This window comes from Flavobacterium sp. KACC 22758 (assembly GCF_028736135.1).
GTDB lineage: Bacteria > Bacteroidota > Bacteroidia > Flavobacteriales > Flavobacteriaceae > Flavobacterium > Flavobacterium johnsoniae.
Map to the genome: position 1 here is coordinate 1,815,932 of NZ_CP117878.1, position 20,992 is coordinate 1,836,923.

The 20,992-nt window shown below is 33.9% G+C and carries 20 protein-coding genes; 9 read left to right on the forward strand and 11 right to left on the reverse strand.

Annotation, left to right across the window (positions count from 1 at the left end):
- Positions 1-61 precede the first annotated feature (61 nt).
- Together msrB and prfB are read right to left on the reverse strand one after the other, a co-directional pair.
- Complete coding sequence (msrB, locus tag PQ462_RS07855) at positions 62-508, reverse strand: peptide-methionine (R)-S-oxide reductase MsrB (protein WP_274253014.1); 447 nt, start codon at positions 506-508, stop codon at positions 62-64.
- A gap of 90 nt (positions 509-598) precedes the next feature.
- Positions 599-1,697, reverse strand: a protein-coding gene (gene prfB / locus PQ462_RS07860) for a peptide chain release factor 2 (protein ID WP_121361670.1) whose coding sequence is annotated in 2 segments (ribosomal slippage) — positions 599-1,633 and positions 1,635-1,697 — 1,098 coding nt in all. Because the reading frame shifts where the segments join, the coding sequence is not laid out codon by codon here.
- A 343-nt stretch (positions 1,698-2,040) separates the two neighbouring features.
- Between prfB and PQ462_RS07865 the strand changes: the two genes are divergently transcribed.
- Positions 2,041-3,060: a threonine aldolase family protein gene (locus PQ462_RS07865; protein WP_274253015.1), complete on the forward strand. Its 1,020-nt coding sequence runs from the start codon at positions 2,041-2,043 to the stop codon at positions 3,058-3,060.
- A 110-nt stretch (positions 3,061-3,170) separates the two neighbouring features.
- On the opposite strand, the gene PQ462_RS07870 is transcribed toward PQ462_RS07865, so the two are convergent.
- Entirely contained in the window at positions 3,171-3,491 is a 321-nt protein-coding gene (locus PQ462_RS07870; protein ID WP_121361669.1) for a YbaB/EbfC family nucleoid-associated protein, read from the reverse strand.
- Between the two features lie 150 nt (positions 3,492-3,641).
- Between PQ462_RS07870 and PQ462_RS07875 the strand changes: the two genes are divergently transcribed.
- The 4 genes from PQ462_RS07875 (at position 3,642) to PQ462_RS07890 (ending at position 9,344) form a co-directional block, all read left to right on the forward strand.
- Positions 3,642-5,702 (forward strand): S9 family peptidase, encoded by a 2,061-nt coding sequence (locus tag PQ462_RS07875; RefSeq protein WP_274253016.1) that lies wholly within the window; start codon positions 3,642-3,644, stop codon positions 5,700-5,702.
- Between the two features lie 70 nt (positions 5,703-5,772).
- Positions 5,773-6,813 carry a PLP-dependent cysteine synthase family protein gene (locus PQ462_RS07880; RefSeq protein WP_012024623.1) on the forward strand — a complete coding sequence of 347 codons (1,041 nt, stop codon included), beginning with the start codon at positions 5,773-5,775 and terminating at the stop codon, positions 6,811-6,813.
- A gap of 372 nt (positions 6,814-7,185) precedes the next feature.
- Positions 7,186-8,106, forward strand: coding sequence for a LamG domain-containing protein (locus PQ462_RS07885; protein ID WP_274253017.1), 921 nt, complete (start codon positions 7,186-7,188; stop codon positions 8,104-8,106).
- 344 nt (positions 8,107-8,450) lie between these two features.
- Positions 8,451-9,344 (forward strand): LamG domain-containing protein, encoded by an 894-nt coding sequence (locus tag PQ462_RS07890; protein ID WP_274253018.1) that lies wholly within the window; start codon positions 8,451-8,453, stop codon positions 9,342-9,344.
- 268 nt (positions 9,345-9,612) lie between these two features.
- Here the strand turns inward: PQ462_RS07890 and PQ462_RS07895 are convergent, their stop codons facing one another.
- The 3 genes from PQ462_RS07895 to gcvT all read right to left on the reverse strand — a co-directional run bounded on the left by PQ462_RS07895 (position 9,613) and on the right by gcvT (position 13,808).
- A complete protein-coding gene (locus tag PQ462_RS07895; RefSeq protein WP_012024626.1) occupies positions 9,613-10,326 on the reverse strand; it encodes a YebC/PmpR family DNA-binding transcriptional regulator in 714 nt (237 codons plus the stop codon).
- Between the two features lie 158 nt (positions 10,327-10,484).
- Positions 10,485-12,515, reverse strand: coding sequence for a S41 family peptidase (locus PQ462_RS07900; protein ID WP_274253019.1), 2,031 nt, complete (start codon positions 12,513-12,515; stop codon positions 10,485-10,487).
- Between the two features lie 210 nt (positions 12,516-12,725).
- Positions 12,726-13,808 carry a glycine cleavage system aminomethyltransferase GcvT gene (gene gcvT, locus PQ462_RS07905; protein WP_274253020.1) on the reverse strand — a complete coding sequence of 361 codons (1,083 nt, stop codon included), beginning with the start codon at positions 13,806-13,808 and terminating at the stop codon, positions 12,726-12,728.
- 330 nt (positions 13,809-14,138) lie between these two features.
- Between gcvT and PQ462_RS07910 the strand changes: the two genes are divergently transcribed.
- The 3 genes from PQ462_RS07910 to PQ462_RS07920 all read left to right on the forward strand — a co-directional run bounded on the left by PQ462_RS07910 (position 14,139) and on the right by PQ462_RS07920 (position 16,359).
- A complete protein-coding gene (locus PQ462_RS07910) occupies positions 14,139-14,987 on the forward strand; it encodes an NAD(P)H-hydrate dehydratase (RefSeq protein WP_274253021.1) in 849 nt (282 codons plus the stop codon).
- Positions 14,988-15,203: 216 nt separating this feature from the next.
- The gene (locus PQ462_RS07915) at positions 15,204-15,986 is read left to right on the forward strand and encodes a HipA family kinase (protein ID WP_012024630.1); all 783 of its coding nucleotides are present in this window, start codon (positions 15,204-15,206) and stop codon (positions 15,984-15,986) included.
- Positions 15,976-16,359: a DUF3037 domain-containing protein gene (locus PQ462_RS07920; protein ID WP_012024631.1), complete on the forward strand. Its 384-nt coding sequence runs from the start codon at positions 15,976-15,978 to the stop codon at positions 16,357-16,359. Before PQ462_RS07915 ends, PQ462_RS07920 begins: the two co-directional genes overlap by 11 nt.
- A gap of 347 nt (positions 16,360-16,706) precedes the next feature.
- Here the strand turns inward: PQ462_RS07920 and PQ462_RS07925 are convergent, their stop codons facing one another.
- Positions 16,707-17,813 carry a pectate lyase family protein gene (locus PQ462_RS07925; protein WP_274253022.1) on the reverse strand — a complete coding sequence of 369 codons (1,107 nt, stop codon included), beginning with the start codon at positions 17,811-17,813 and terminating at the stop codon, positions 16,707-16,709.
- Between the two features lie 234 nt (positions 17,814-18,047).
- Between PQ462_RS07925 and PQ462_RS07930 the strand changes: the two genes are divergently transcribed.
- Entirely contained in the window at positions 18,048-18,617 is a 570-nt protein-coding gene (locus tag PQ462_RS07930; RefSeq protein WP_012024633.1) for a Crp/Fnr family transcriptional regulator, read from the forward strand.
- Positions 18,618-18,810: 193 nt separating this feature from the next.
- Here the strand turns inward: PQ462_RS07930 and PQ462_RS07935 are convergent, their stop codons facing one another.
- From PQ462_RS07935 to PQ462_RS07950, 4 genes are all read right to left on the reverse strand, one after another.
- Positions 18,811-19,317 (reverse strand): GNAT family N-acetyltransferase, encoded by a 507-nt coding sequence (locus PQ462_RS07935; protein WP_274253023.1) that lies wholly within the window; start codon positions 19,315-19,317, stop codon positions 18,811-18,813.
- Positions 19,318-19,538: 221 nt separating this feature from the next.
- The gene (locus PQ462_RS07940; protein ID WP_274253024.1) at positions 19,539-19,772 is read right to left on the reverse strand and encodes a hypothetical protein; all 234 of its coding nucleotides are present in this window, start codon (positions 19,770-19,772) and stop codon (positions 19,539-19,541) included.
- Entirely contained in the window at positions 19,756-20,280 is a 525-nt protein-coding gene (locus tag PQ462_RS07945; protein ID WP_274253025.1) for a hypothetical protein, read from the reverse strand. Before PQ462_RS07945 ends, PQ462_RS07940 begins: the two co-directional genes overlap by 17 nt.
- A 344-nt stretch (positions 20,281-20,624) precedes the next feature.
- Positions 20,625-20,930: a hypothetical protein gene (locus PQ462_RS07950; protein ID WP_274253026.1), complete on the reverse strand. Its 306-nt coding sequence runs from the start codon at positions 20,928-20,930 to the stop codon at positions 20,625-20,627.
- Positions 20,931-20,992: the final 62 nt, after the last annotated feature.

Here is a 20,992-nt window from a genome sequence, read left to right on the forward strand (position 1 = left end):
TAGTTCAGTGAAGATTAAAAAATAAAGCGATTCACTTTTTTGAAGGAATCGCTTGTAGAATTTATTCTTTAATTTTTGATAGTGAAATGGCATTTATGCAGTATCGTAAACCTGTTGGAGGAGGTCCATCAGGAAATACGTGTCCTAAATGCGCGTTGCATACATTACAGACAACTTCAACACGTATCATGCCGTATGATTTGTCTGCATGATAACCAATTGCATTTTCTTTAATTGGCTGTGTAAAAGAAGGCCAGCCTGTTCCTGATTCAAATTTTTCACTCGCATCAAAAAGAACAGTTCCGCAGCATTTGCATTCGTAAATTCCAGGATCAAATAAACTGCACATTTCAGAGCTGAAAGATCTTTCGGTTCCTTTTAAACGTGTTACCTGATATTCTTCAGGAGTTAAAAGCTGTTTCCATTCTTCTTCTGTTTTCTCTACTCTTTTATCCGGAGTTGGATTTCCTTTATTTGTAAAATGAATTACATCTGCCCATTTTATCATAATTTTTTTGTTTTAAAGTTTCAGGTTTCAGGTTTCAAGTTTACTGTGACTGCAAACTGAGACTGAATACTAAAAAAAACAGAACACTGTTTACTCTTCTTCCTTCTGTCCCATCATCATTAAATAGGCTTTCAGGAATGCATCTATATTTCCATTCATAACGCCGTCGACATCGCTGGTTTCATAACCTGTACGAACGTCTTTTACTAATTTATAAGGCTGCATTACGTAGTTACGAATCTGCGAACCCCATTCGATTTTCATTTTTCCGGCTTCAATATCGGCGCGTTGTGCCTGTTGTTTCTTTAACTCAATTTCATACAATTGAGAACGAAGCATCTGCATAGCACGCTGTCTGTTGTCCTGCTGTGATCTTGTCTCAGAACACTGAATCTGGATTCCGGTTGGTTTATGTACTAATTGAACTTTTGTTTCAACTTTATTTACGTTCTGTCCTCCGGCACCACTTGATCGTGACGTTGTAATTTCGATATCGGCAGGATTAATGTCGATTTCGATACTGTCATCAACAAGTGGATAAACGTATACAGACACAAACGAAGTATGACGTTTAGCATTACTGTCAAAAGGAGAAATTCTAACCAAACGGTGAACTCCGTTTTCGCCTTTTAAATAACCAAAAGAATAATCGCCTTCGAACTCTAAAGTTACCGTTTTAATTCCTGCTACATCACCTTCCTGAAAGTTAAGTTCTTTTATTTTGTAACCATAACTTTCTCCCCACATCATGTACATACGCATCAGCATTCCAGCCCAGTCACAACTTTCTGTTCCTCCGGCTCCGGCCGTAATTTGAACTACTGCACTTAAACTGTCACCTTCGTCAGAAAGCATGTTTTTGAATTCGATGTTTTCTATATGAGACTGAGTTACATTGTACTGTTCGTCTAATTCTTCTGTAGAAAGTTCACCTTCTTTATAAAAATCATAAGCAAGCTGTAATTCATCTGTTAGAGATACGGCTTTATCATAATCTTCAATCCATTTTTTCTTGTTTCGAAGATTTTTTACAATGTTTTCTGCTTCTTTAGGATTGTTCCAAAAGTCAGGAGCAAAAGTTTTTTCTTCTTCGTTTGCAATTTCGATTAGCTTGGCATCAACGTCAAAGATACCTCCTCAACGCACCAAGGCGCTCCACAATACCTTTTACTTGTTCGGCTGTTGTCATAAATTAATAACTTGTTTTAGATGTTTTTTGTTGATATTACATTGGTTTAGATTTTAAAACTCAATGCTTAATTTCGTTGTACAAAAATAAGATTTAGTTTTTAGAATACAGCTATAAATTATGGTGCAAAAAAGGAGATATTTGAAAACTAATTTTTTAGTAAAAACAATTGTTTAGAAAAATAAGAAATCAATTTTTGAATTATTAATGCTAGTTTTATATGTTTTTTATAAATATTACGTTAATTTGGTTCTATGTAATCTCTAAGTTAAAATTTATTAAAACTTGAGATTATTAACAAACAGTTATACGTAATTTTGCAGTCCAAAATATATAGTTTTATATGGAAATAAATTTAATCAGCGATACCATTACTAAGCCTACATATGAGATGCTTCAGTATATGTTTAACGCTCACGTTGGCGACGATGTATACAAGCAGGATCCTACGGTTATCGAATTAGAGACAAGAGTAGCCGAGTTTTTTGGTATGGAAGCTGGACTTTTTTTTCCGTCTGGAACTATGGCAAATCAAACTGCAATTAAACTTCATACACAGCCGGGAGAGCAGTTAATTGCTGATAAATATGCCCATGTTTTTCATTATGAAGGAGGAGGAGTTTCTTTTAACAGCGGTGTTTCATGCTGTTTGTTAGATGGAGACCGAGGTATGATAAATGCGAAACAGGTTGCTGCAGCGATAAACGATCCAGAATTTTACCATAGTCCGCTGACGAGTTTGGTTTGTGTAGAAAATACAACAAACAAAGGGGGCGGCGCTTGTTATGAATTGCAGGATTTAAGAGATATTAAAAAAGTTTGCGACGCTAATAATTTAAAGTTCCACTTAGACGGTGCCAGAATTTGGAATGCATTGGTTGCTAAAAGGCAAAACCCAAAGGAATTTGGAGCTATTTTCGATACTATTTCAGTTTGTTTATCTAAAGGATTAGGAGCTCCAATTGGTTCTGTTTTGCTTGGGAGTAAAGCTGATATTCATAGGGCGTTGAGAATCAGGAAGATATTAGGTGGCGGAATGCGTCAGGTAGGTTATTTGGCTGCAGCGGGATTATATGCTTTGGCAAACAATATAGAACGTCTTGCCGAAGATCATCGCAGAGCAAAAGAAATTGGAGCAATTTTAAGCACCAAATCCTGGGTTGCTTCAGTAGAACCAGTTGAAACTAATATTTTGATTTTTTCATTGGCAGAAGGCTACAGCGACCAGCTTTTGATAGAAAAATTAAAACAAAAAAATATTTTAATAAGCTCTTTAGGTCATAATAAACTTAGAATCGTTACGCATTTGGATTATAAAGAGGTAATGCATACTTATGTAGTTGATACGCTTTCGAAGATTTAAATAAAGCTGCTAAGGTTCTAAGTTTCTAAGAGCCATAACAACTGGATAAAAAAAGACACACAATTAGTGTGTCTTTTTTTGTAAAGCAAAAACCTTAGCAGCTTAGAAGCTTATTTAAAAAGATTATCCATTCCAGGAATAGAAGGCATATCCATTCTGGCAACAGCATCAAGTTCTCTTTCGTTTACGCTTGTTGCTTTTTCTATTGCTTTGTTTAGAGTTACAACTAAGTAATCTTCTAATTGTTCTTTATCTTCTAAAAGAGAATCATCGATAGAGATTGATTTTACTTTTCTATTTGCAGTAACTGTAATTTTTAATAATCCGTCAGCGCTTTGTTCGTCAATTAAAACAGTATCAAGGCGTTTCTTTGTATCTTCAATTTTTTGCTGGGTTTCTTTAAGTTTACCCATCATTCCCATTAAATCCATTTTTTGTTGATTTTAATATTATTTCATACAAAATTAGTATATTGCTGTATGATTACAATAGAATATTTTATGAAAAATTTAATTTCGTTCTATATGTGATTGTAGTATTTTTGCGTCTCCGAATTAAAAACCTAATGCTTAATTAAATCAATGCAGAACGATATACTGGCTCCAAAGGCTAAAGAAATTCCAAAATCATTAAAGAAACATAAAGAAACAAGAATCGATAATTATTTTTGGCTGAATGACAGAGAAAATCCAGAAGTTATCGATTATCTGAATAAAGAAAACGAATATTACCAAAAATCGACGGCTCATACAAAAGGTTTACAAGAATCTTTATATGAGGAAATGAAAGGAAGAATTAAAGAAGACGATTCGTCTGTTCCTTATTTCTACAACGGTTATTTCTACATTACACGATTTGAAACGGGACAGGATTACCCTATTTTCGCCAGAAAAAAAGGAAGTCTTTCGGCAGATGAAGAAATTCTTTTTAATTGCAACGAATTAGCAAAAGGCCACGCGTATTTTAAATTAGGAGGTTTAAGCATAAGTCCGGATAACAAATTTGCGAGTTTTGGAACCGATATTGTAGGAAGAAGAATTTATACAATTCAAATTAAAAACCTCGAAACAGGAGAAATTCTGGCAGATAAAATCGAAAATGCTACAGGAGGATCTGTTTGGGCCAATGATAACAACACTATTTTTTATACCAAACAGGACGAAGTTACTTTAAGAGCTGATAAAATTTTCAGACATAAATTAAATACAGATTCAGCTTCGGACGTTTTGGTTTATAATGAAACCGACGATACTTTTAATGTTTCGGTAAACAAAGAAAAATCAAGAAAATATATTGTAATTAGTTCAGGAAGTACTTTAACGACTGAATATAGAATTCTGAATTCTGATAATCCAGATGGAGAGTTTGAAGTGTTTCAGCCTCGTGTACGTGGTTTAGAATACAGCATCTCTCATTATGAAGATTCATTTTATATCTTAACGAATAAAGACAAAGCGACCAATTTTAAGCTGATGAAAACGCCTGAAAATAAAACAGGCAAAAAAAATTGGGTTGATGTGATTCCGCATAGAGAAGATGTTTTATTAGAAGATATTGAGATCTTTAAAAACTATTTAGTGGTAGAAGAGCGTTCTAATGGTTTAAACCATATCAGAATTATGCCCTGGAATGAAGAACCAGATTATTATCTGCCATTTGGAAGTGAAACTTATAGTGCTTTCACTACTACAAATATTGATTTTGATACCGATATTCTGCGTTACAGTTATCAATCGCTGGCAACACCTTCTTCGGTAATTGATTTTAATATGAAAACTAAAACCAAAGAGATCTTAAAAGAGCAGCAGGTTTTAGGCGGAAAATTTGATAAAGAAAATTACGTAGAAGAACGTGTTTGGGCAACTGCCAGAGATGGCGTAAAAGTGCCAATTTCGATGATTTACCGAAAAGGATTGCAGAAAAACGGTAAGAATCCGTTACTTCTTTATGCTTACGGTTCATACGGAATTACAATGGATACATATTTCTCATCAACAAGACTTTCTTTGTTAGACCGCGGATTTGTTTATGCAATCGCACATATTAGAGGAGGAGAGGACTTAGGGAGACAATGGTATGAAGACGGAAAACTGTTAAAAAAGAAAAATACCTTTACAGATTTCATCGATTGCTCTAAATTTGTAATAGACGAGAAATATACTTCGCCAGAACATCTTTATGCTGAAGGTGGATCTGCAGGAGGACTTTTAATGGGTGTTATTGTAAATGAAGCACCAGAATTATACAACGGCGTTATAGCTCAGGTACCTTTTGTAGATGTTATTACAACAATGCTGGATGACAGTATTCCGCTTACAACAGGAGAATATGACGAATGGGGAAACCCAAATAATAAAAAGTATTATGATTATATGTTGTCGTATTCACCTTACGATAATGTAAAAGCGCAAAATTATCCTAATATGTATGTATCCACAGGATTACATGATTCGCAGGTACAATATTGGGAGCCAGCTAAATGGGTGGCCAAATTGAGAATTTTAAAAACAAATAATAATCAATTGTTTTTAGATACTAATATGGATGCCGGACATGGCGGGGCTTCAGGACGTTTTGAGGCTTTAAAAGACTTAGCAAAAGAATTTAGTTTTTTATTAGATTTAGAAAAAATTAAAAGCTAATTAGAAAATTTTTGTTAAATTTGCAACCTATCAAGGTTATTTAAAAATGCCTTCGATTAACTATTTTTTTATGAAAGAAGAAATAAACGCTTATAATAATGTTTTAGAGTTAATAGGTAACACCCCACTTATTAAACTAAATAAAATCACCGAAGAGTTAGAAGGAAATTTCTACGCAAAGGTAGAAGCTTTTAATCCAGGTCATTCCTCAAAAGATAGAATAGCGTTATATATTATTGAAGAAGCCGAAAGAAAAGGAATATTATCACCAGGCGATACCATTATTGAGACAACATCTGGTAATACAGGTTTCAGCTTAGCGATGGTAAGTATAATAAAAGGGTATAATTGTATTCTGGCTGTAAGTTCAAAATCATCTAAGGATAAAATTGACATGCTGCGAAGTTTAGGAGCAAAAGTGTATGTCTGTCCGGCCCACGTTTCTGCAGATGATGAAAGATCTTATTATAATGTAGCAAAACGTTTACACGAGGAAACAAAAGGTTCAGTTTACATTAATCAATATTTCAACCAGCTAAATATTGATGCTCACTACAACACTACAGGTCCTGAAATCTGGGAACAAACAAAAGGAAAAATTACACATCTTATTGCTTGCAGCGGAACCGGAGGAACAATTTCAGGAACTGCAAAATTCTTAAAAGAGCAAAATCCGAATATTAGAATCTTAGGTGTTGATGCTTTTGGATCAGTATTGAAAAAATATCATGAAACAAGAGAGTTTGACAGCAAAGAAATTTACCCATACCGTATAGAAGGTTTAGGTAAAAATTTAATTCCATCAGCTACAGATTTCGACATCATCGATAAATTCATGAAAGTGACCGATGAAGAAAGTGCACACTCAGCAAGAGAAATCACTCGTAAAGAAGGTTTATTTGTTGGATATACATCTGGAGCAGTAATGCAGGCGATTAAACAATATGCAGAAGAAGGTGAGTTTACAAAAGACAGTAATATTATAGCGATTTTCCCTGATCATGGTTCACGCTACATGAGTAAAGTATTCAGCGACGACTGGATGAATGAACAAGGTTTCTTTGATAGTGTTAATGAAGAAGAAGCTCAAAAAATTGAATTTGTAAAATAAGATTTATCTTAAATATATTTAAAACTCCATTCTTGCCGAATGGAGTTTTTTTTATTAATCATATTTATTTTATTGTCTAAATTGTATCTTTTGTGGAGAAATCTTGTTTTTTGCAAATGTTAAATATTAGTATTTCTTTAGAAATACAGTATTAATACGTAGGAAATAATGTTTTTGGTTGAAATAAAATTATAATTTTAATAAAAAATCCTAAAGTATAACAATCTGATTTAAAGTCAAAATCATCAAATTTGGTTGTTTTAACGATTTTTTAGGTTACTTAACGAAGAAATTTTCGACGAACAGCATATTAACATAGATTAGCGGGTGTAAAATTAACACACTTAGTTTTAACCCTTTAAATCTATTATCATGAAAAAATTACTACTCTCGTTGCTGTTTGTAAGTTATTTGAATGTTGATGCTCAAAATCCAATTCAGGAGTTTAATTTCAATGGAACTTTAAATAATACCTCTAATACAATTTCTTTCATGGGAACAAATGATTTTGTTGCTGATAGAACTGGAGATGCAGGAAAAGCTCAAAGATTAAATAATAAAGCATTAGAAGCAGTAATAGATAATCTGCCACAGGCCAATACAGCAAGAACAATAAGCCTATGGGTTAAGTTTAATGATATTGCTTCAGCAAATTATATTTGGGGTTACGGCTCGGCTTATAATGCACAGTATTTTGGCTTATTGCAGCAAGGTACAACATCATCAAACTCAGATTTAAGTCTGGCAGGATGGGGAGCAAGTAATGATGTTATTGTTTCGATTCCATTAGCAAAAGGAATTTGGTACCAATACACGATAACATTTGATGGAACTGTTTCCAAAATGTATAGAAATGGAGAATTGTTGAAGTATATAAGCGGTTCAAAGCGTTCTACAAACGGAAATATATTTAGATTAGGAGAAATCAATACAGCGGTAGGAATCAATGCTGATATAGACGATTTAAAGATTTATAATATAGCTTTGACAGATGAACAGGTTTTGGAGTCTTATGATAGCTCAAAACCACTAATTTCGACGATTTCAGAAACAACAATTAAGGACAAAGCAGTAAAGAGAATTGCAAAAACTAAAACCAATATTAAATCAGCAGGATCAGGTTCAATAATTGCAGCTGCTGATTTAAATGCGGGTTCAAAAAATATCGAAGTGTTTTCACAAGGGCAGAAGGTACTGGGGAATAATAGTTCAATTACTATAAGCGATCTTCCGGAAGGAACTTATCTGTTGAAAATAACAAATACACCAGGCAAGAAAATTACTTCGAAATAAGGCATTACTTTAATTTTAAATAGTTAGTTAGTTTTTTTATATTTTTTAGCAGCAATCAGGTTTTGGAATACGAAAAAAGCCTTCTGGTATTTCAGGAGGCTTTTTGATTTTTGAGTATTCAAATAACTTCATGCTTCGTTAAAATGATTCAGAAAAAGGTGTGTTTTTATTTTTGTGAGAATTCTATATTTGTGTGTAAGAATTGCTTGGTGATGTTGAATTAAAATTATAGTTTTAACAAAATTTGTAAAAATATAATTAATATTTTAAGAAGCAGAAGGCTTTTACTGTGACTTATATTATTGAAAAACATATAAAATATACCATATAATCTCTTTTTGCATATGAAAAAAACATTACTCACTTTCTTGTTTGTGAGTTTTTTAAGCGTGAATGCTCAGAATCCCGTTCAGGAATTTAATTTTAATGGAAATTTAAATAGTGCTGACAATTCTATTTCGTTTTTAGGCTCGCCAACTTTTGCTCCAGACAGGCTGGGTGTGGCAAATGGAGCTTTACGATTAAATAATAAAGCATTTCAGGCTGTAGTTGGTGATCTTCCGCAAGCTAATAAACCAAGAACAATTTCTGTTTGGGTTAAATTTAATGCCATAACACTGCCTAATTATGTTTTAGGTTATGGTACAGCAGTAAACGGACAGTATTTTGGTTTGTCACAGCAAACAGCGGCAGGAGGAAATTCAGATGTAAGCCTGATAGGCTGGGGAGATGCAGGTAATGTTGTGGCTTCTGTTCCGCTTGCAAAAGATACTTGGTATTTTTATAGTATTACCTATGACGGAAATGTTTCAAAAGTATATCGTAACGGAGTATTAATAAAAACTGCTGAAGGAATTTCGCGTGCTACAAAAGGTTATATTTTAAATATCGGAAAACTGAATACATCGACAAGTATTAACGCTGATATTGATGATTTAAAATTATATACTGTAGCAATGACAGATGAACAGGTTATGGAATCGTATAACAGTTCAAAGCCGGTTCCGGTGGCAACTGAAACTGCACCAGTTTCTACTGCAAGAAAAGTAACTATTCTGCCTGCTAAGACCTCATCGTCTTCAAGTGCTGCTCCTCCGGTTGAATCTTATAAAATGAGTAAAAATGTTGAGGTTTTCTCGCAAGGCAAACAAATTCCAGGAATCAACGCTTCTAATATAACCGATTTACCAGAAGGTACTTATTTAATTAAAGTAACAAATGGTGCTCCAAAAAAGTAATTGGTAATTTTTGTATAATAAAAAAGCCTTCTGAATTTCAGAAGGCTTTTGTTTTTCTAGCTGATTACGCTGATTACTATAAATAGAACTACTAGTAATATTACGGCGTATCTTGTGATTTTTGAGGTTTGCATAAAATTATATTTAATTAAGTTTATTGCTGAGATTAGCAAATATAATTTTTTATTTGATTTAAAAAAGCTAAAGCACGCTAAAACAAAAAAGCTCCAGAAAAATCCAGAGCTTTAAGTGTATTTTCAGAATAAGGTTATTCTTCTTTCATAGTATGATAAACGTTCATAACGTCATCATCTTCTTCGATTTTTTCGATTAATTTTTCAACATCAGCGATTTGAGCTTCTGTTAATTCTTTTGTGATTTGAGGAATACGCTCAAAACCAGAAGATAAAATTTCAAGGCCTCTGTTTTCTAATTCTTTTTGTAAAGCACCAAAACTTCCAAAAGGAGCGTAGATCAAGATTCCGTCTTCATCTTCAAAAACTTCCTCGGCACCAAAATCAATTAATTCAAGTTCTAATTCTTCGGCATCGATACCATCTTTTGCAATTCTGAAATTACAAGTATGGTCGAACATAAATTCAACAGAACCCTGAGTTCCCATTGTACCGTTGCATTTATTAAAATAGCTTCTAATGTTTGCTACTGTTCTGTTATTATTATCAGACGCAGTTTCGATCAAAATAGCGATTCCATGAGGAGCATATCCTTCAAATAAAATCTCTTTATAGTTTGCAGTATCTTTGTTACTTGCATTTTTTATTGCACGCTCAACATTGTCTTTTGGCATGTTGGCTGCTTTCGCGTTTTGTATAACAGCTCTTAATCTAGAATTGGCGTCAGGGTTAGGACCGCCTTCTTTAACAGCCATAACGATGTCTTTACCAATTCTGGTAAATGTTTTGGCCATTGCAGACCAACGTTTCATTTTTCTTCCTTTTCTAAATTCGAACGCTCTTCCCATTTCTAATTTTTAGTTTTGTGTTGCAAAAATAAAGGTTATTCCTTATTTATCCAAAATCAAAATTTAAGTTTTTTTCTATTTGTTTCAGGTTTTAGGTTTCAGATTTCGCGTTTGCTGTCTCAGTATTAAACTTGAGACCTGAAATTTGAGAAAAGAGCTTACTTCAAACCGTTAAACTCATTAATAATATTTACGGCTTCGTTTAGATAAGGATTTGTTTTCAAATTATCCATCTGATATTGGTTGATTGTTTTGTCGTTTGGATAAACGCCTAATAAAAGCTGATTTACAGAAGAGTTGTAAACATCCAGCGGATTATTCTCGTCGTTAAAAGTATTAATCTCAGTCCAAAGTGAATTCACGACTTTTTTCTGTTTAAAAACAGCATCTAAAGTCATCGGAATTTCTGCTTTTGGAGTATTAACCAGCTGATCTATTTTTTGGTTGATTTTTTTAATTCCATTAAAATAATAATTGTCAGCTAACCTCAAAGTACTGTTTTTAGCTATTTTATCAATCAGGCTGCGTTTTACATAAGGGCGGTATTTTAGAACAGATTCAATACTATCATTTTTAATAGCAGTAGGAAAATCACTTTCTTTTTGATAAACATCTTCATAAAATTCCGGAAGAACAACATCTGGAGTAACGCCAACATATTGATGGCTTTTTCCGGTAACGCGATAGAACTTATTAATTGTAATTTTTAAGAAATCTGTATTTTTAGTTTCATCCAGTGAAAGAATCGTCTGCATGGTAGCTTTTCCAAGCGTACTGCTTCCAAGCAAAAGCGCTCTATTGTAATCCTGCATTATTGAAGAAAAAAATTCACTAGCCGAAGCCGTGTTGCTATTTACCAAAACCACAATTGGACCTCTGTAAATTAGTCCTTTGTATGGATCGTTTATTACTGATTTTTCCTTAGTATGATCAACAACTATCGAAAGAGGCCCGTAATCAATAAACATTCCGGCCAGTTTTATAGCTTCTTCCATAGAACCGCCGCCATTATCGATTAAATCAATAACGAGACCTTTAATATTATCCCTTTCTAGTTTAATAACTTCGCGTGCTACATCATCGGCACAGCCTTTGCGGCTGTTTCCGTCTAAATCAGCATAAAAACTTGGAATTTTTATGTAACCTATTTTGCTTTCTTTACCAATTATAAAACTGAAAACCGAATTTTCTTCGTCTTTCATAACTTGCTTTTCAATATGCACGTCAAAGTTTTTGCCTGAGTTTCTTTTCAGCGTAAGCGTAAGACTTTTGTTGGCTTCAGACGTAATCATTGTAGAAATAGATTCTAATGAAGCACACGAAACCTGCAGCGTTTCTTTATGATTTGAAACCGAAATAATCTGATCTCCTTTTTTGATCAATCCTGTTTGATAAGCAGGACCATTTGGATCAATTTCGTGTACAATAATTTCATTTTTTTCGTTTAAATTAACGGTCATTCCTAAAGATAAATGCTCTTTTGATAATGAGGCTACAAAACTCGATTTAGAATCATTGCTAAAATAGGCTGTATGCGGATCAAAATAAGTACAAAAGAAATTATACAGATTTTCATCTTGTTTCGTTTTGGTTTCTAAAAGTGTGCTTATACGGCATATTTCGTTCGACAAAATCAGTTTTCTGGATTTTGCTTCAATCGAATTAAAGTTGGTTTTTATGGAATCTAAATTGTTACTCACTTCGGCTATATCATCCAGAATTTGATAACGGAGTTTTTTACGCCATACTTTTTCCAGATCTTCTTTTTTAAGGTAAAAAGCGAATGATTTTTTATAAAATCGAATGGTATCTTTCTTTGTATAATCAAAAGCAGTCGATTGAATTTTTTCAAGAACTTCCTTTGTTCTTATTAATCCATTTACATATTTTGCTGTAATATCAGTCAAAAAACTGCAGTCGTTTTTAAGTATTAAATCGTCGATATTTAAACGATATTTAGCAGCTAATTCGTCGTATTCACTTTTAAAGAAAATGTTTCGGGAAGGATCTAATTCATTGATTAAATTATCAAAAACAAAAACAGACAAGCTGTCATCTACAGGTTTTGGTCTTAGATGTTCAGTTTGGATAACGGCATTTATTTTGTTCAGTATTTCGCATGTCTCCGCGCTATTTTGACTAAATAGGAAAGAGGTAATCAGTAAAAACAGCGGCGAAAATTTTCTCATAAGTTTGACATCAATGTGTACATTAAAGTTACGCTTATTTTCTGATACGATTTTATATTATTTATAAAAAATCTTACAGATAAATACTCGATCTAAACTTTAATGATTGAAATATGTAAAGAATTAACTTTAAAATGAATTAATCTGCCATAAAAAAATGCATTACAATTTGACTTGTAATGCATTATGAAAAATTATATGTTTAAAAAATTATTTCTTGTAAAAAGGTAATTTTACCACTTTTGCAGGAACATCATTTTTTCTGATTCTAATAAAAATATTGCTGTCAACAGCACTGTTTGCTACCGTTACATATCCTAAACCAATTCCTTTATTCATTGAAGGCGACATAGTTCCAGAAGTTACGATTCCAATAACATTTCCTTCGCCGTCAACAATTTCATAATCGTGTCTTGGCACTGCACGCTCCTGCATTTCAAAAGCAATTAATTTTCTGGCAACACCAGCTTCTTTTTGTTTTTTAAGAGCTTCAGAGTTTGTAAAATCTTTGGTGAATTTAGTAATCCATCCCAGACCAGCTTCAAGTGGAGAAGTAGTATCGTTAATATCATTTCCGTATAAACAGAATCCCATTTCAAGACGCAAAGTGTCACGTGCTGCAAGACCAATAGGTTTGATTCCGTAAGCAGCTCCAGCTTCAAAAACTTTATTCCAGATTTGTTCTACTTCGTTGTTTTTACAGTAAATTTCAAATCCGCCAGAACCAGTATAACCTGTAGCAGAAATAATTACATGTTCGATTCCGGCAAAATCGCCTACCTCAAAATGGTAATACGTAATTGCAGATAAATCTACAGAGGTTAAAGCCTGCATAGCTTCAACTGCTTTTGGTCCCTGAATTGCCAATAAAGAATAGTCATCAGAAAGATTTCTCATTTCAACTCCCAAATCATTATAAGAAGAAATCCAGTTCCAGTCTTTTTCAATATTCGAAGCATTTACAACTAGTAAATACTGTTCTTCTTTCATTTTATAAATAATCAAATCGTCAACGATTCCGCCTTCATTATTTGGCAGACAAGAATATTGCGCTCTTCCAATTGTCAACGTCGAAGCATCATTTGAAGTTACTTTTTGAATCAAAGCCAATGCATTTGGACCAGTCAGCAAAAATTCTCCCATGTGCGAAACATCAAAAACTCCCACACCATTACGAACCGTTTCATGTTCAGCATTTACACCTTCGTATGTAATAGGCATGTTATAACCTGCAAAAGGCAGCATTTTCGCTCCCAGACTCTCATGTATGTGCGTAAGCGCAGTATTTTTCATTGTGTTGTTTTATAAAATTGTTTTGCAAATCTATTCAAAAAATATCTAATTAGAATGCCTTAAATTATAAATTTCGCAATAATTAGGAGCTATTTCCTGCTATCCGCTATATCTTTTTGTTTTTAAAGAAAAAACAAAAAGGATGCCGCTGTTATCAGGGCTAGGGGTGACCGTTAGAAAGAAACGTTTATGCTTTCGATTTTTTATGTAACTTTAATATATATAAAGTCATACTTTTTCAAGTTTAGCTATGTTTATTAAACAAGTGAAACGCCTTTATCCGCAAAGAAAAAACTATGATTCTATGTGTTTAAAATAAAAAGCCATCAAATGAAGTCTCCGTTTTTAATCAATAAAGAAGAAATTTTAAAGATTTATAAACCCGTAAATCCGCACACACATAAGGGAATTCAAGGACATGCCGTGATTATTGCCGGAAGTTATGGCAAAATTGGAGCAGGAGTTCTTGCCTCAAAATCCTGCTTAAAATCAGGCTGCGGACTCGTAACGACTTTTATACCAAAATGCGGTTATCAAATCCTTCAAATTTCCATTCCAGAAGTGATGACTGTGACAGACGAAAACACCAATTTTATAACCAGTATTCATTTACCATTACAGCCTCAGGCTGTTGGAATTGGACCCGGAATAGGAAAGGAACTCGGAACACAAAAAGCTTTATTCGAATTTTTAAGAATCAACAAAGCGCCATTGGTTATAGATGCAGACGCATTGAATATTTTAGCAGAAAACCAATCCTGGTTAGAATTAGTTCCCGAAGACACAATAGTAACACCTCATCCAAAAGAATTAGAACGCCTGATAGGCAAATGGAATTCTGAAGCCGAAAAATTTCAAAAAACAATCGCTTTTTCAGAAAAATATAAAATCATTGTTGTCATGAAAGGCGCGCCGACATTTATTATAAACAGAACTTCGGTTTACGTAAATACAACCGGAAACGCCGCACTCGCAACTGCAGGAAGCGGCGATGTTTTAACCGGAATCCTCACCAGTCTTTTAGCGCAAGGTTATGAACCTAAATACGCTTCAAAACTAGGAGTTTATCTTCATGGATTAACAGCAGATCTGGCTTTACCCAAAACTGGTTATGAGTCTTTTACGGCTTCTACAATTATTAAATATCTTGGAAAAGCGTTTTTGAGTTTAGAGGTTTAACCGCAAAGTACGCAATCCCGATAGCTATCGGGAACGCAAGGTTCGCAAGGTTTTTTTAGATATAGCTTTGCGAACTTTGCGATTTTGTAAAATCCTCATTAAATAAAATCTTAGCGAACTTTGCGGTTAAATAAAAAATCAAAAATTGTAAGTTTGTAATATCAAAGATTAGAAACTTAGCAACTCAGTACCTTAGCATCTTTGAATCTTTAAAAAATGAAAAACAACTTCGATCTTAGAACAGTAAATGTCATGCGTTATATAACGCCGCTGCGCGAAGGAGGTTCTTTACCTGCTTTGGCAGAAGCCGATGACGATTTTAAATACGTATTAAAATTCAGGGGAGCCGGTCACGGTGTAAAAGCCCTTATAGCCGAATTAGTAGGCGGACAAATTGCAAAAGCTTTAAAACTACAATTACCAGAATTAGTATTCGCAAACCTCGACGAAGCTTTTGGAAGAACCGAAGCCGATGAAGAAATTCAGGACTTACTGCAGGGAAGTCAGGGATTAAATCTTGCGCTTCATTTTTTATCCGGCGCAATAACTTTTGATCCTGCCGTAACAACTGTCGATGCAAAATTAGCTTCGCAGATTGTCTGGCTGGATGCTTATATTACAAACGTAGACAGAACTTTTAAAAACACCAATATGCTGATCTGGCATAAAGAATTATGGCTTATCGATCATGGCGCATGTTTGTATTTTCATCATTCATGGAATAACTGGGAACAGCATGCCAAAAGTCCGTTTGCTTTGATAAAAGATCACGTTTTACTGCCTCAGGCTTCACTTTTAAAAGAAGTCGACGCTGAGTTTAAAGCCATTTTAACGCCGGAAATTTTAGAAGAAATTGTAAACACAATTCCGCTTGACTGGCTGCAGTGGGAAGATGCAGATGAAACACCAGAAGGCTTGCGAAACGTTTATCTGCAGTTTTTAAAAACAAGATTAGAGAATTCAGAAATATTTGTAAATCAGGCTCAAAATGCAAGATAACCACTTATATGAATATGCTGTGATTCGTGTTGTGCCAAGGGTAGAACGCGAAGAATTCCTAAATATCGGAATCATTTTATTCTGCAAAAAAGCCAAGTTTATTAAAGTGCTTTTTCATCTTAATAAAGAAAAAATACAAGCGCTTTCTTCAGATTTTGACATCGAACAATTAGAATGCAATTTAACCTCATTGGAGAAAATTGCAAACGGAGCCAAAGACGGCGGTCCAATTGCTGAATTTGAAATTCCGGAGCGTTTTCGCTGGTTAACAGCCATCAGAAGTTCGGCGATACAAACTTCAAGACCTCATCCGGGATTGTGTCAGGATTTAGAGAAAACCATTCAGAGATTGTTTGAGGAGCTGGTGCTTTAAAAGGGGCTGAGGTTCTAAGATTCTAAGGTTTTCTGTGATGCACTCCAATGCGTTTAGGTATTTGCCACAGATTAAAGGGATTAAAATGATTTTTGTTTCACGCAGATTTTCCAGATTTACGCAGATTTAATTTAATAAATTCATCTATTTAAAATCTGCTTAAATCTTTTTAAATCTGCGTGAAAAATCTTTTTGTCCTCTCTGCCAACGCTTATCGGGATTACGAGATTAAATAGACTTTATGCCTTGTGTCTTAGTGGAAAAAAATGAAAAACCACGAACTGCATTACTGCAATCCGTGGTTTTAGAAACTAAAACTAACTCATTTTTTTGCTATCCAGAGTTTATTAGAAAGAGCCGCAAATGTTACCGCCCAAAGTTGCTCCTGCGTTAGCAGAAATATCGGCTTTTACAGCTGTTTTATTAAGCTTTACAATAGAATAAGGAGGGGTAAAAGCTGTACCGCTTCCAGCCTGATTTCCAGATACACTTGTAAATACGTTGTCTGTTGCTGTAACAGCAGTAAAACCTGTCATTAAATCGATTGGTGTTTTTACGCCTTCAAAAACGTTGCTTTCTACGCGAATATCAGCTTCAAAACCTGCAGCGATGCATTTGTTGCTTACCGTACTGTTAAAGAAACTGTTTACGATATGTACTTTCCCAAAACGTACTCTAGGCATTCTTTCTTTACATCCAGGAGCCCACCAGCATCTTGCAAAAGTGATTCTCAATTTTCCGCGGTCACCAGTTGCACCGTCGCTTGAACCAATTAAGTTTGAATATCTGTGATCATCAGATCCTCCAGAACCTCCAGCTTTTGGCGGTTTTAAATAATGGAATTTAGAATACGTAACCGAAATATAATCAGATTTGTTTTTAATGTCGAAGTTTCCATCAACACCATCTCTAAATTCGCAGTGGTCAACCCAAACGTTTGTACATTCGTCCAAAATTGCATTGTCCCATCCGTCAGTATCATAAGCACCCGGACCTTCAAAAATTAGGTTTCTAATGATAATGTTTTTACATCTTTTAATGTTGATAATTCCAGAAGCATCTTTTGTCTGATTAGTCGAAACCAGTTTTGCGCCATTTGCACCATAAATAGTTTTACCGGTTTGATCCTGAAATGACAATCTGGTCGTAACTGTAATAGTTCCTGAAACTTTAATAACTTTTACAGAGCTGTTTTCAATAGCCGATTTCAGCTGAGCATAAGTAGTTACCGTAGTTTCAGCAGCAGAACCTCCGCCGGTTGTTCCGCCGTTTTGAGAAGCCCAGCCAGGAACTTCGGCACAGTTTCCAATTTTAGCAGTTAAATTGCCTGAAGGAGTTTCGGTTACTGCTTCAGTTTTTGCTTCTGTGTTCGAAGCAATTTCTTCGGAGTTACATGCTGTAAATCCGAAAGTCAATGTTAGTAAAAACATTGAAAGTTTCAATTTTAAGTTCATAATAAGTTTGGTTATTTATAAAAGTTTAACAACGCAAAACTCAGAATTATCTGTAGAAAAAAAATTGAACAAGTTCAAACTTTTGTAAAAAAATCTTGTAAATGTGTTTTTTTAACAGTTGTAAATTTACAAAAATGCATAAATAGTGTATTTTTACGTAATCGATTACATTATTTAAGCCCCTAATTAATAATGAATTGAGTAACCACTTTTATTCCTTAAACAAAACACAAAATGTACAACCTACTACGAAAAAACATTGAAAGGAAAGTTCCGCTCACTGATGAAGAATGGAACATTATTGTTTCAAAAGCAGAACTTGTAAAATTAAAGAAAAATCAGTTCTTGCAGATTCAGGATTCTCATAATAGTTATGAAGGATTCATTTTAAAAGGATCGTTTAAAACCTACATCGTAAACGAAAACGGAACAGAAACCGTAATTTTCTTTTCCTTTGAAGACGAATGGATGTGTGACCTGGAAAGTTTTTACCATCAAAAACCAACGACCTACAACATTAAAGCCATTGAAGACAGCGAAATTTTGGTTATCAGTAAAATCAAAAAAGCGCAGCTGTTTCAAGAAATCCCAAAAATTATGCAGTTTCACGTTCTTATGATTGAACGTGCAAATGTTGCCATTCAGCAAAGACTATTGGATGTTCTTAATAAAACTTCGAAACAGCGTTATCTTGATTTTAAAGAGCGTTATCCGCAAAAGGTAAGTTCGATAAACAATAAGAATTTGTCTTCGTATTTGGGAGTTTCTCACGAGTTTCTTTCGAAGATAAAAAGGAGGTGCTAAGGTACTAAGGTTCTGAGATTCTAAGTTTTTATTTCACGCAGATTTTAATATGATTTAAGCTGATATTGCAGATTTTCAAATAATCTGCTCAATCTGCTCAATCTGCGTGAAACAAAAAAACTTTACGCCTCAGCTCCCGAATAGCTGTTAGGATTGTGAGATTAAAAAAACTTTGTGTCTTCGTCTCAAAAACTTAAATACTCTTCTCTAAATATATAAACTCCAAAGGTTCATCTGAAACCGTTACATGAATTTCACTCTCAGGAAATGCTTCTCGTTTTCCTGTATCTACATAACCATGACGTTTGTACCACGCCACAAGTTCTTCTCGAACAGAAATAACCGTCATAATAATACTTGACAATCCTAGAGATTTAGCATGATTTTCGGCTTCAGCTAAAAGTTTTTTCCCAATGCCGCTGTTTTGAAGTTCTGGCGAAACGGTAAGCATTCCTAAATACAATTGATGTCCTTTTTCTACCAATAAAACCGAACCAATAATCTTGTCATTTTCTGTAAATTTCAGAATCGTATTTTTTGGATCAAGAAAGATTTGGGTCATTTCTTGCTCGTCAGTTCTTTTTCCTTCTAGTAAATGCGCTTCGGTTGTCCAGCCTTTTTTTGAGGTTTCGCCTCTGTATGCTGAATTGATTAAGATGGTTAATGCTGGAATATCTTCGATTGTTGCTTTTGTAATCATGGTAATCTGATTGTATTATAATATAAATGGTTTCCAGTTTTAACTGGAGAAAAATTTGAATTGCCTCCAGCTTTAGCTGGGGGAACAAAATTAAATAAGAAAAATGGCTTCAGCCTAATCTTTTACATTTTTTGGCTAAAGCCTCTTATTGTGCAAAACAAAACCTCCAGCTAAAGCTGGAGGCAATTATTTTATTGTACGCATTTGCCAGCGTGAGAAAACTAATTGTTTTTCTGAGATTCAATCAAATCTAAACGATTTTTGATTCGTTCAATAATATCTAAGTCATCATGACCATGAATATCCCTTATATTATAATTTGGATTTCTTGGGTCAGTTGTTTTCTGAAATTCATTAATATTAACATTGAACAATGCCTGTCCAAATCTCTGACTTGGATTCTTTTCCAAATAAGATTCTAGTAACTCAAGGATAAGTTTATGTTCTTGTTTCATCTGAATTATTTTTACTTAAATCTTCAAAAAATTGTATTGGATCATTTAAAAATCGTGTTGCATTTGAGGTTTTAATACTTCCTAAAACATCTTCTAATTTTGGTTCGAAAATTTTTCCTTTTAAGTCAATTAATACAAGATTGTGCTTCTCACAAACATTTAATATTGATTGAAGAATATTGGTAATATTTGAAGGTTTCCTCAAATCAATTCTAAATTGAAATTCTTCGATTTTTGTTTTATCATCACTTAAACAAATGCATGCATCATTATCTTCTTCATTTTGTCCATTTCCTTTCCAGTTTAAATAAGTCTCATTTCCCCAATTCGCTTTAGGGATAATTTGATCAAGTTCAGAAATGATTGAAGAAATGTCGCCATTAAAATTTTTCCAAAAAATATCAGTCTCTGGTAAAAATTCTGTTTTGTTATTTTTAAAAATGCATTCGTAATTATTATCGATTGAATCTTCTGGAACTGCGATTAAAAGATATTGCCAAACTGCCATTTTTACAATATGATTAATAATTGGTAATTATTCTAGAGCTGGCTAATATAGAAATTATGAAAATAGTATCTTACAAAAACAGCTTTCTTTTTTACCGAAACTCATGCTGTGCGAAGTCTCCTGACTTCGTACACGCTTCTATATTCCGTTCCAATATATTGTAATTTGCGTTGTGGCTAATTGGGACGGGTGCGAAGTCGGGAGACTTCGCACAGTGATTGTAATACTTCGTAGAGCGGGTTTACACTGATTAAATTAAAAAATCCTTATAATCCGCGCTATCAGAACAACTTTTATTAAATAACGGTGTTCCGTGATCGATGTTGCAAAATTGTCTGCTAGTGTTAGTCATGAATCACTTTATACAACTCATCCAACAATTCCATTTCATCAGAAGGCAAAAGCTGTATCGCGATTTCAAGAAGAAGCATAACATCAATGGCAGTTTGAGATTCTTCCTGTTGAAGCGTGTTAATACTTGTTCTTAATAGCGAAATAATGGTTTGCATTAATTCGTTGTAACACGATATGATCATTTTGGTTTTAAATGAGTTTCTGTTCTTTTTACTGGGTTTTAATTGTGTAAAATAGTTAACTCTGGCTGCAAATTCTAAAAAATCGGTTATTGATAATTTACTTGGTTTTGTCATGGCTTATAGTTTTAATTGATGTAAAAATCTTACTTTTGTGTAATTAGCGGCAAGTAAGCCAG

What these genes read in the sequence shown, in the direction of transcription:
- PQ462_RS07895 (WP_012024626.1), bottom strand. Translation starts at nt 10,326, where the DNA reads ATGGGAAGAGCGTTCGAATTTAGAAAAGGAAGAAAAATGAAACGTTGG.
- PQ462_RS07925 (WP_274253022.1), bottom strand. Translation starts at nt 17,813, where the DNA reads ATGAACTTAAAATTGAAACTTTCAATGTTTTTACTAACATTGACTTTC.
- gcvT (WP_274253020.1), bottom strand. Translation starts at nt 13,808, where the DNA reads ATGAAAAATACTGCGCTTACGCACATACATGAGAGTCTGGGAGCGAAA.
- PQ462_RS07870 (WP_121361669.1), bottom strand. Translation starts at nt 3,491, where the DNA reads ATGGATTTAATGGGAATGATGGGTAAACTTAAAGAAACCCAGCAAAAA.
- PQ462_RS07950 (WP_274253026.1), bottom strand. Translation starts at nt 20,930, where the DNA reads ATGACAAAACCAAGTAAATTATCAATAACCGATTTTTTAGAATTTGCA.
- PQ462_RS07915 (WP_012024630.1), top strand. Translation starts at nt 15,204, where the DNA reads ATGAAAAACAACTTCGATCTTAGAACAGTAAATGTCATGCGTTATATA.
- PQ462_RS07885 (WP_274253017.1), top strand. Translation starts at nt 7,186, where the DNA reads ATGAAAAAATTACTACTCTCGTTGCTGTTTGTAAGTTATTTGAATGTT.
- PQ462_RS07890 (WP_274253018.1), top strand. Translation starts at nt 8,451, where the DNA reads ATGAAAAAAACATTACTCACTTTCTTGTTTGTGAGTTTTTTAAGCGTG.
- PQ462_RS07875 (WP_274253016.1), top strand. Translation starts at nt 3,642, where the DNA reads ATGCAGAACGATATACTGGCTCCAAAGGCTAAAGAAATTCCAAAATCA.
- PQ462_RS07900 (WP_274253019.1), bottom strand. Translation starts at nt 12,515, where the DNA reads ATGAGAAAATTTTCGCCGCTGTTTTTACTGATTACCTCTTTCCTATTT.
- msrB (WP_274253014.1), bottom strand. Translation starts at nt 508, where the DNA reads ATGATAAAATGGGCAGATGTAATTCATTTTACAAATAAAGGAAATCCA.
- PQ462_RS07945 (WP_274253025.1), bottom strand. Translation starts at nt 20,280, where the DNA reads ATGGCAGTTTGGCAATATCTTTTAATCGCAGTTCCAGAAGATTCAATC.
- PQ462_RS07935 (WP_274253023.1), bottom strand. Translation starts at nt 19,317, where the DNA reads ATGATTACAAAAGCAACAATCGAAGATATTCCAGCATTAACCATCTTA.
- PQ462_RS07865 (WP_274253015.1), top strand. Translation starts at nt 2,041, where the DNA reads ATGGAAATAAATTTAATCAGCGATACCATTACTAAGCCTACATATGAG.
- PQ462_RS07880 (WP_012024623.1), top strand. Translation starts at nt 5,773, where the DNA reads ATGAAAGAAGAAATAAACGCTTATAATAATGTTTTAGAGTTAATAGGT.
- PQ462_RS07910 (WP_274253021.1), top strand. Translation starts at nt 14,139, where the DNA reads ATGAAGTCTCCGTTTTTAATCAATAAAGAAGAAATTTTAAAGATTTAT.
- PQ462_RS07930 (WP_012024633.1), top strand. Translation starts at nt 18,048, where the DNA reads ATGTACAACCTACTACGAAAAAACATTGAAAGGAAAGTTCCGCTCACT.
- PQ462_RS07940 (WP_274253024.1), bottom strand. Translation starts at nt 19,772, where the DNA reads ATGAAACAAGAACATAAACTTATCCTTGAGTTACTAGAATCTTATTTG.
- PQ462_RS07920 (WP_012024631.1), top strand. Translation starts at nt 15,976, where the DNA reads ATGCAAGATAACCACTTATATGAATATGCTGTGATTCGTGTTGTGCCA.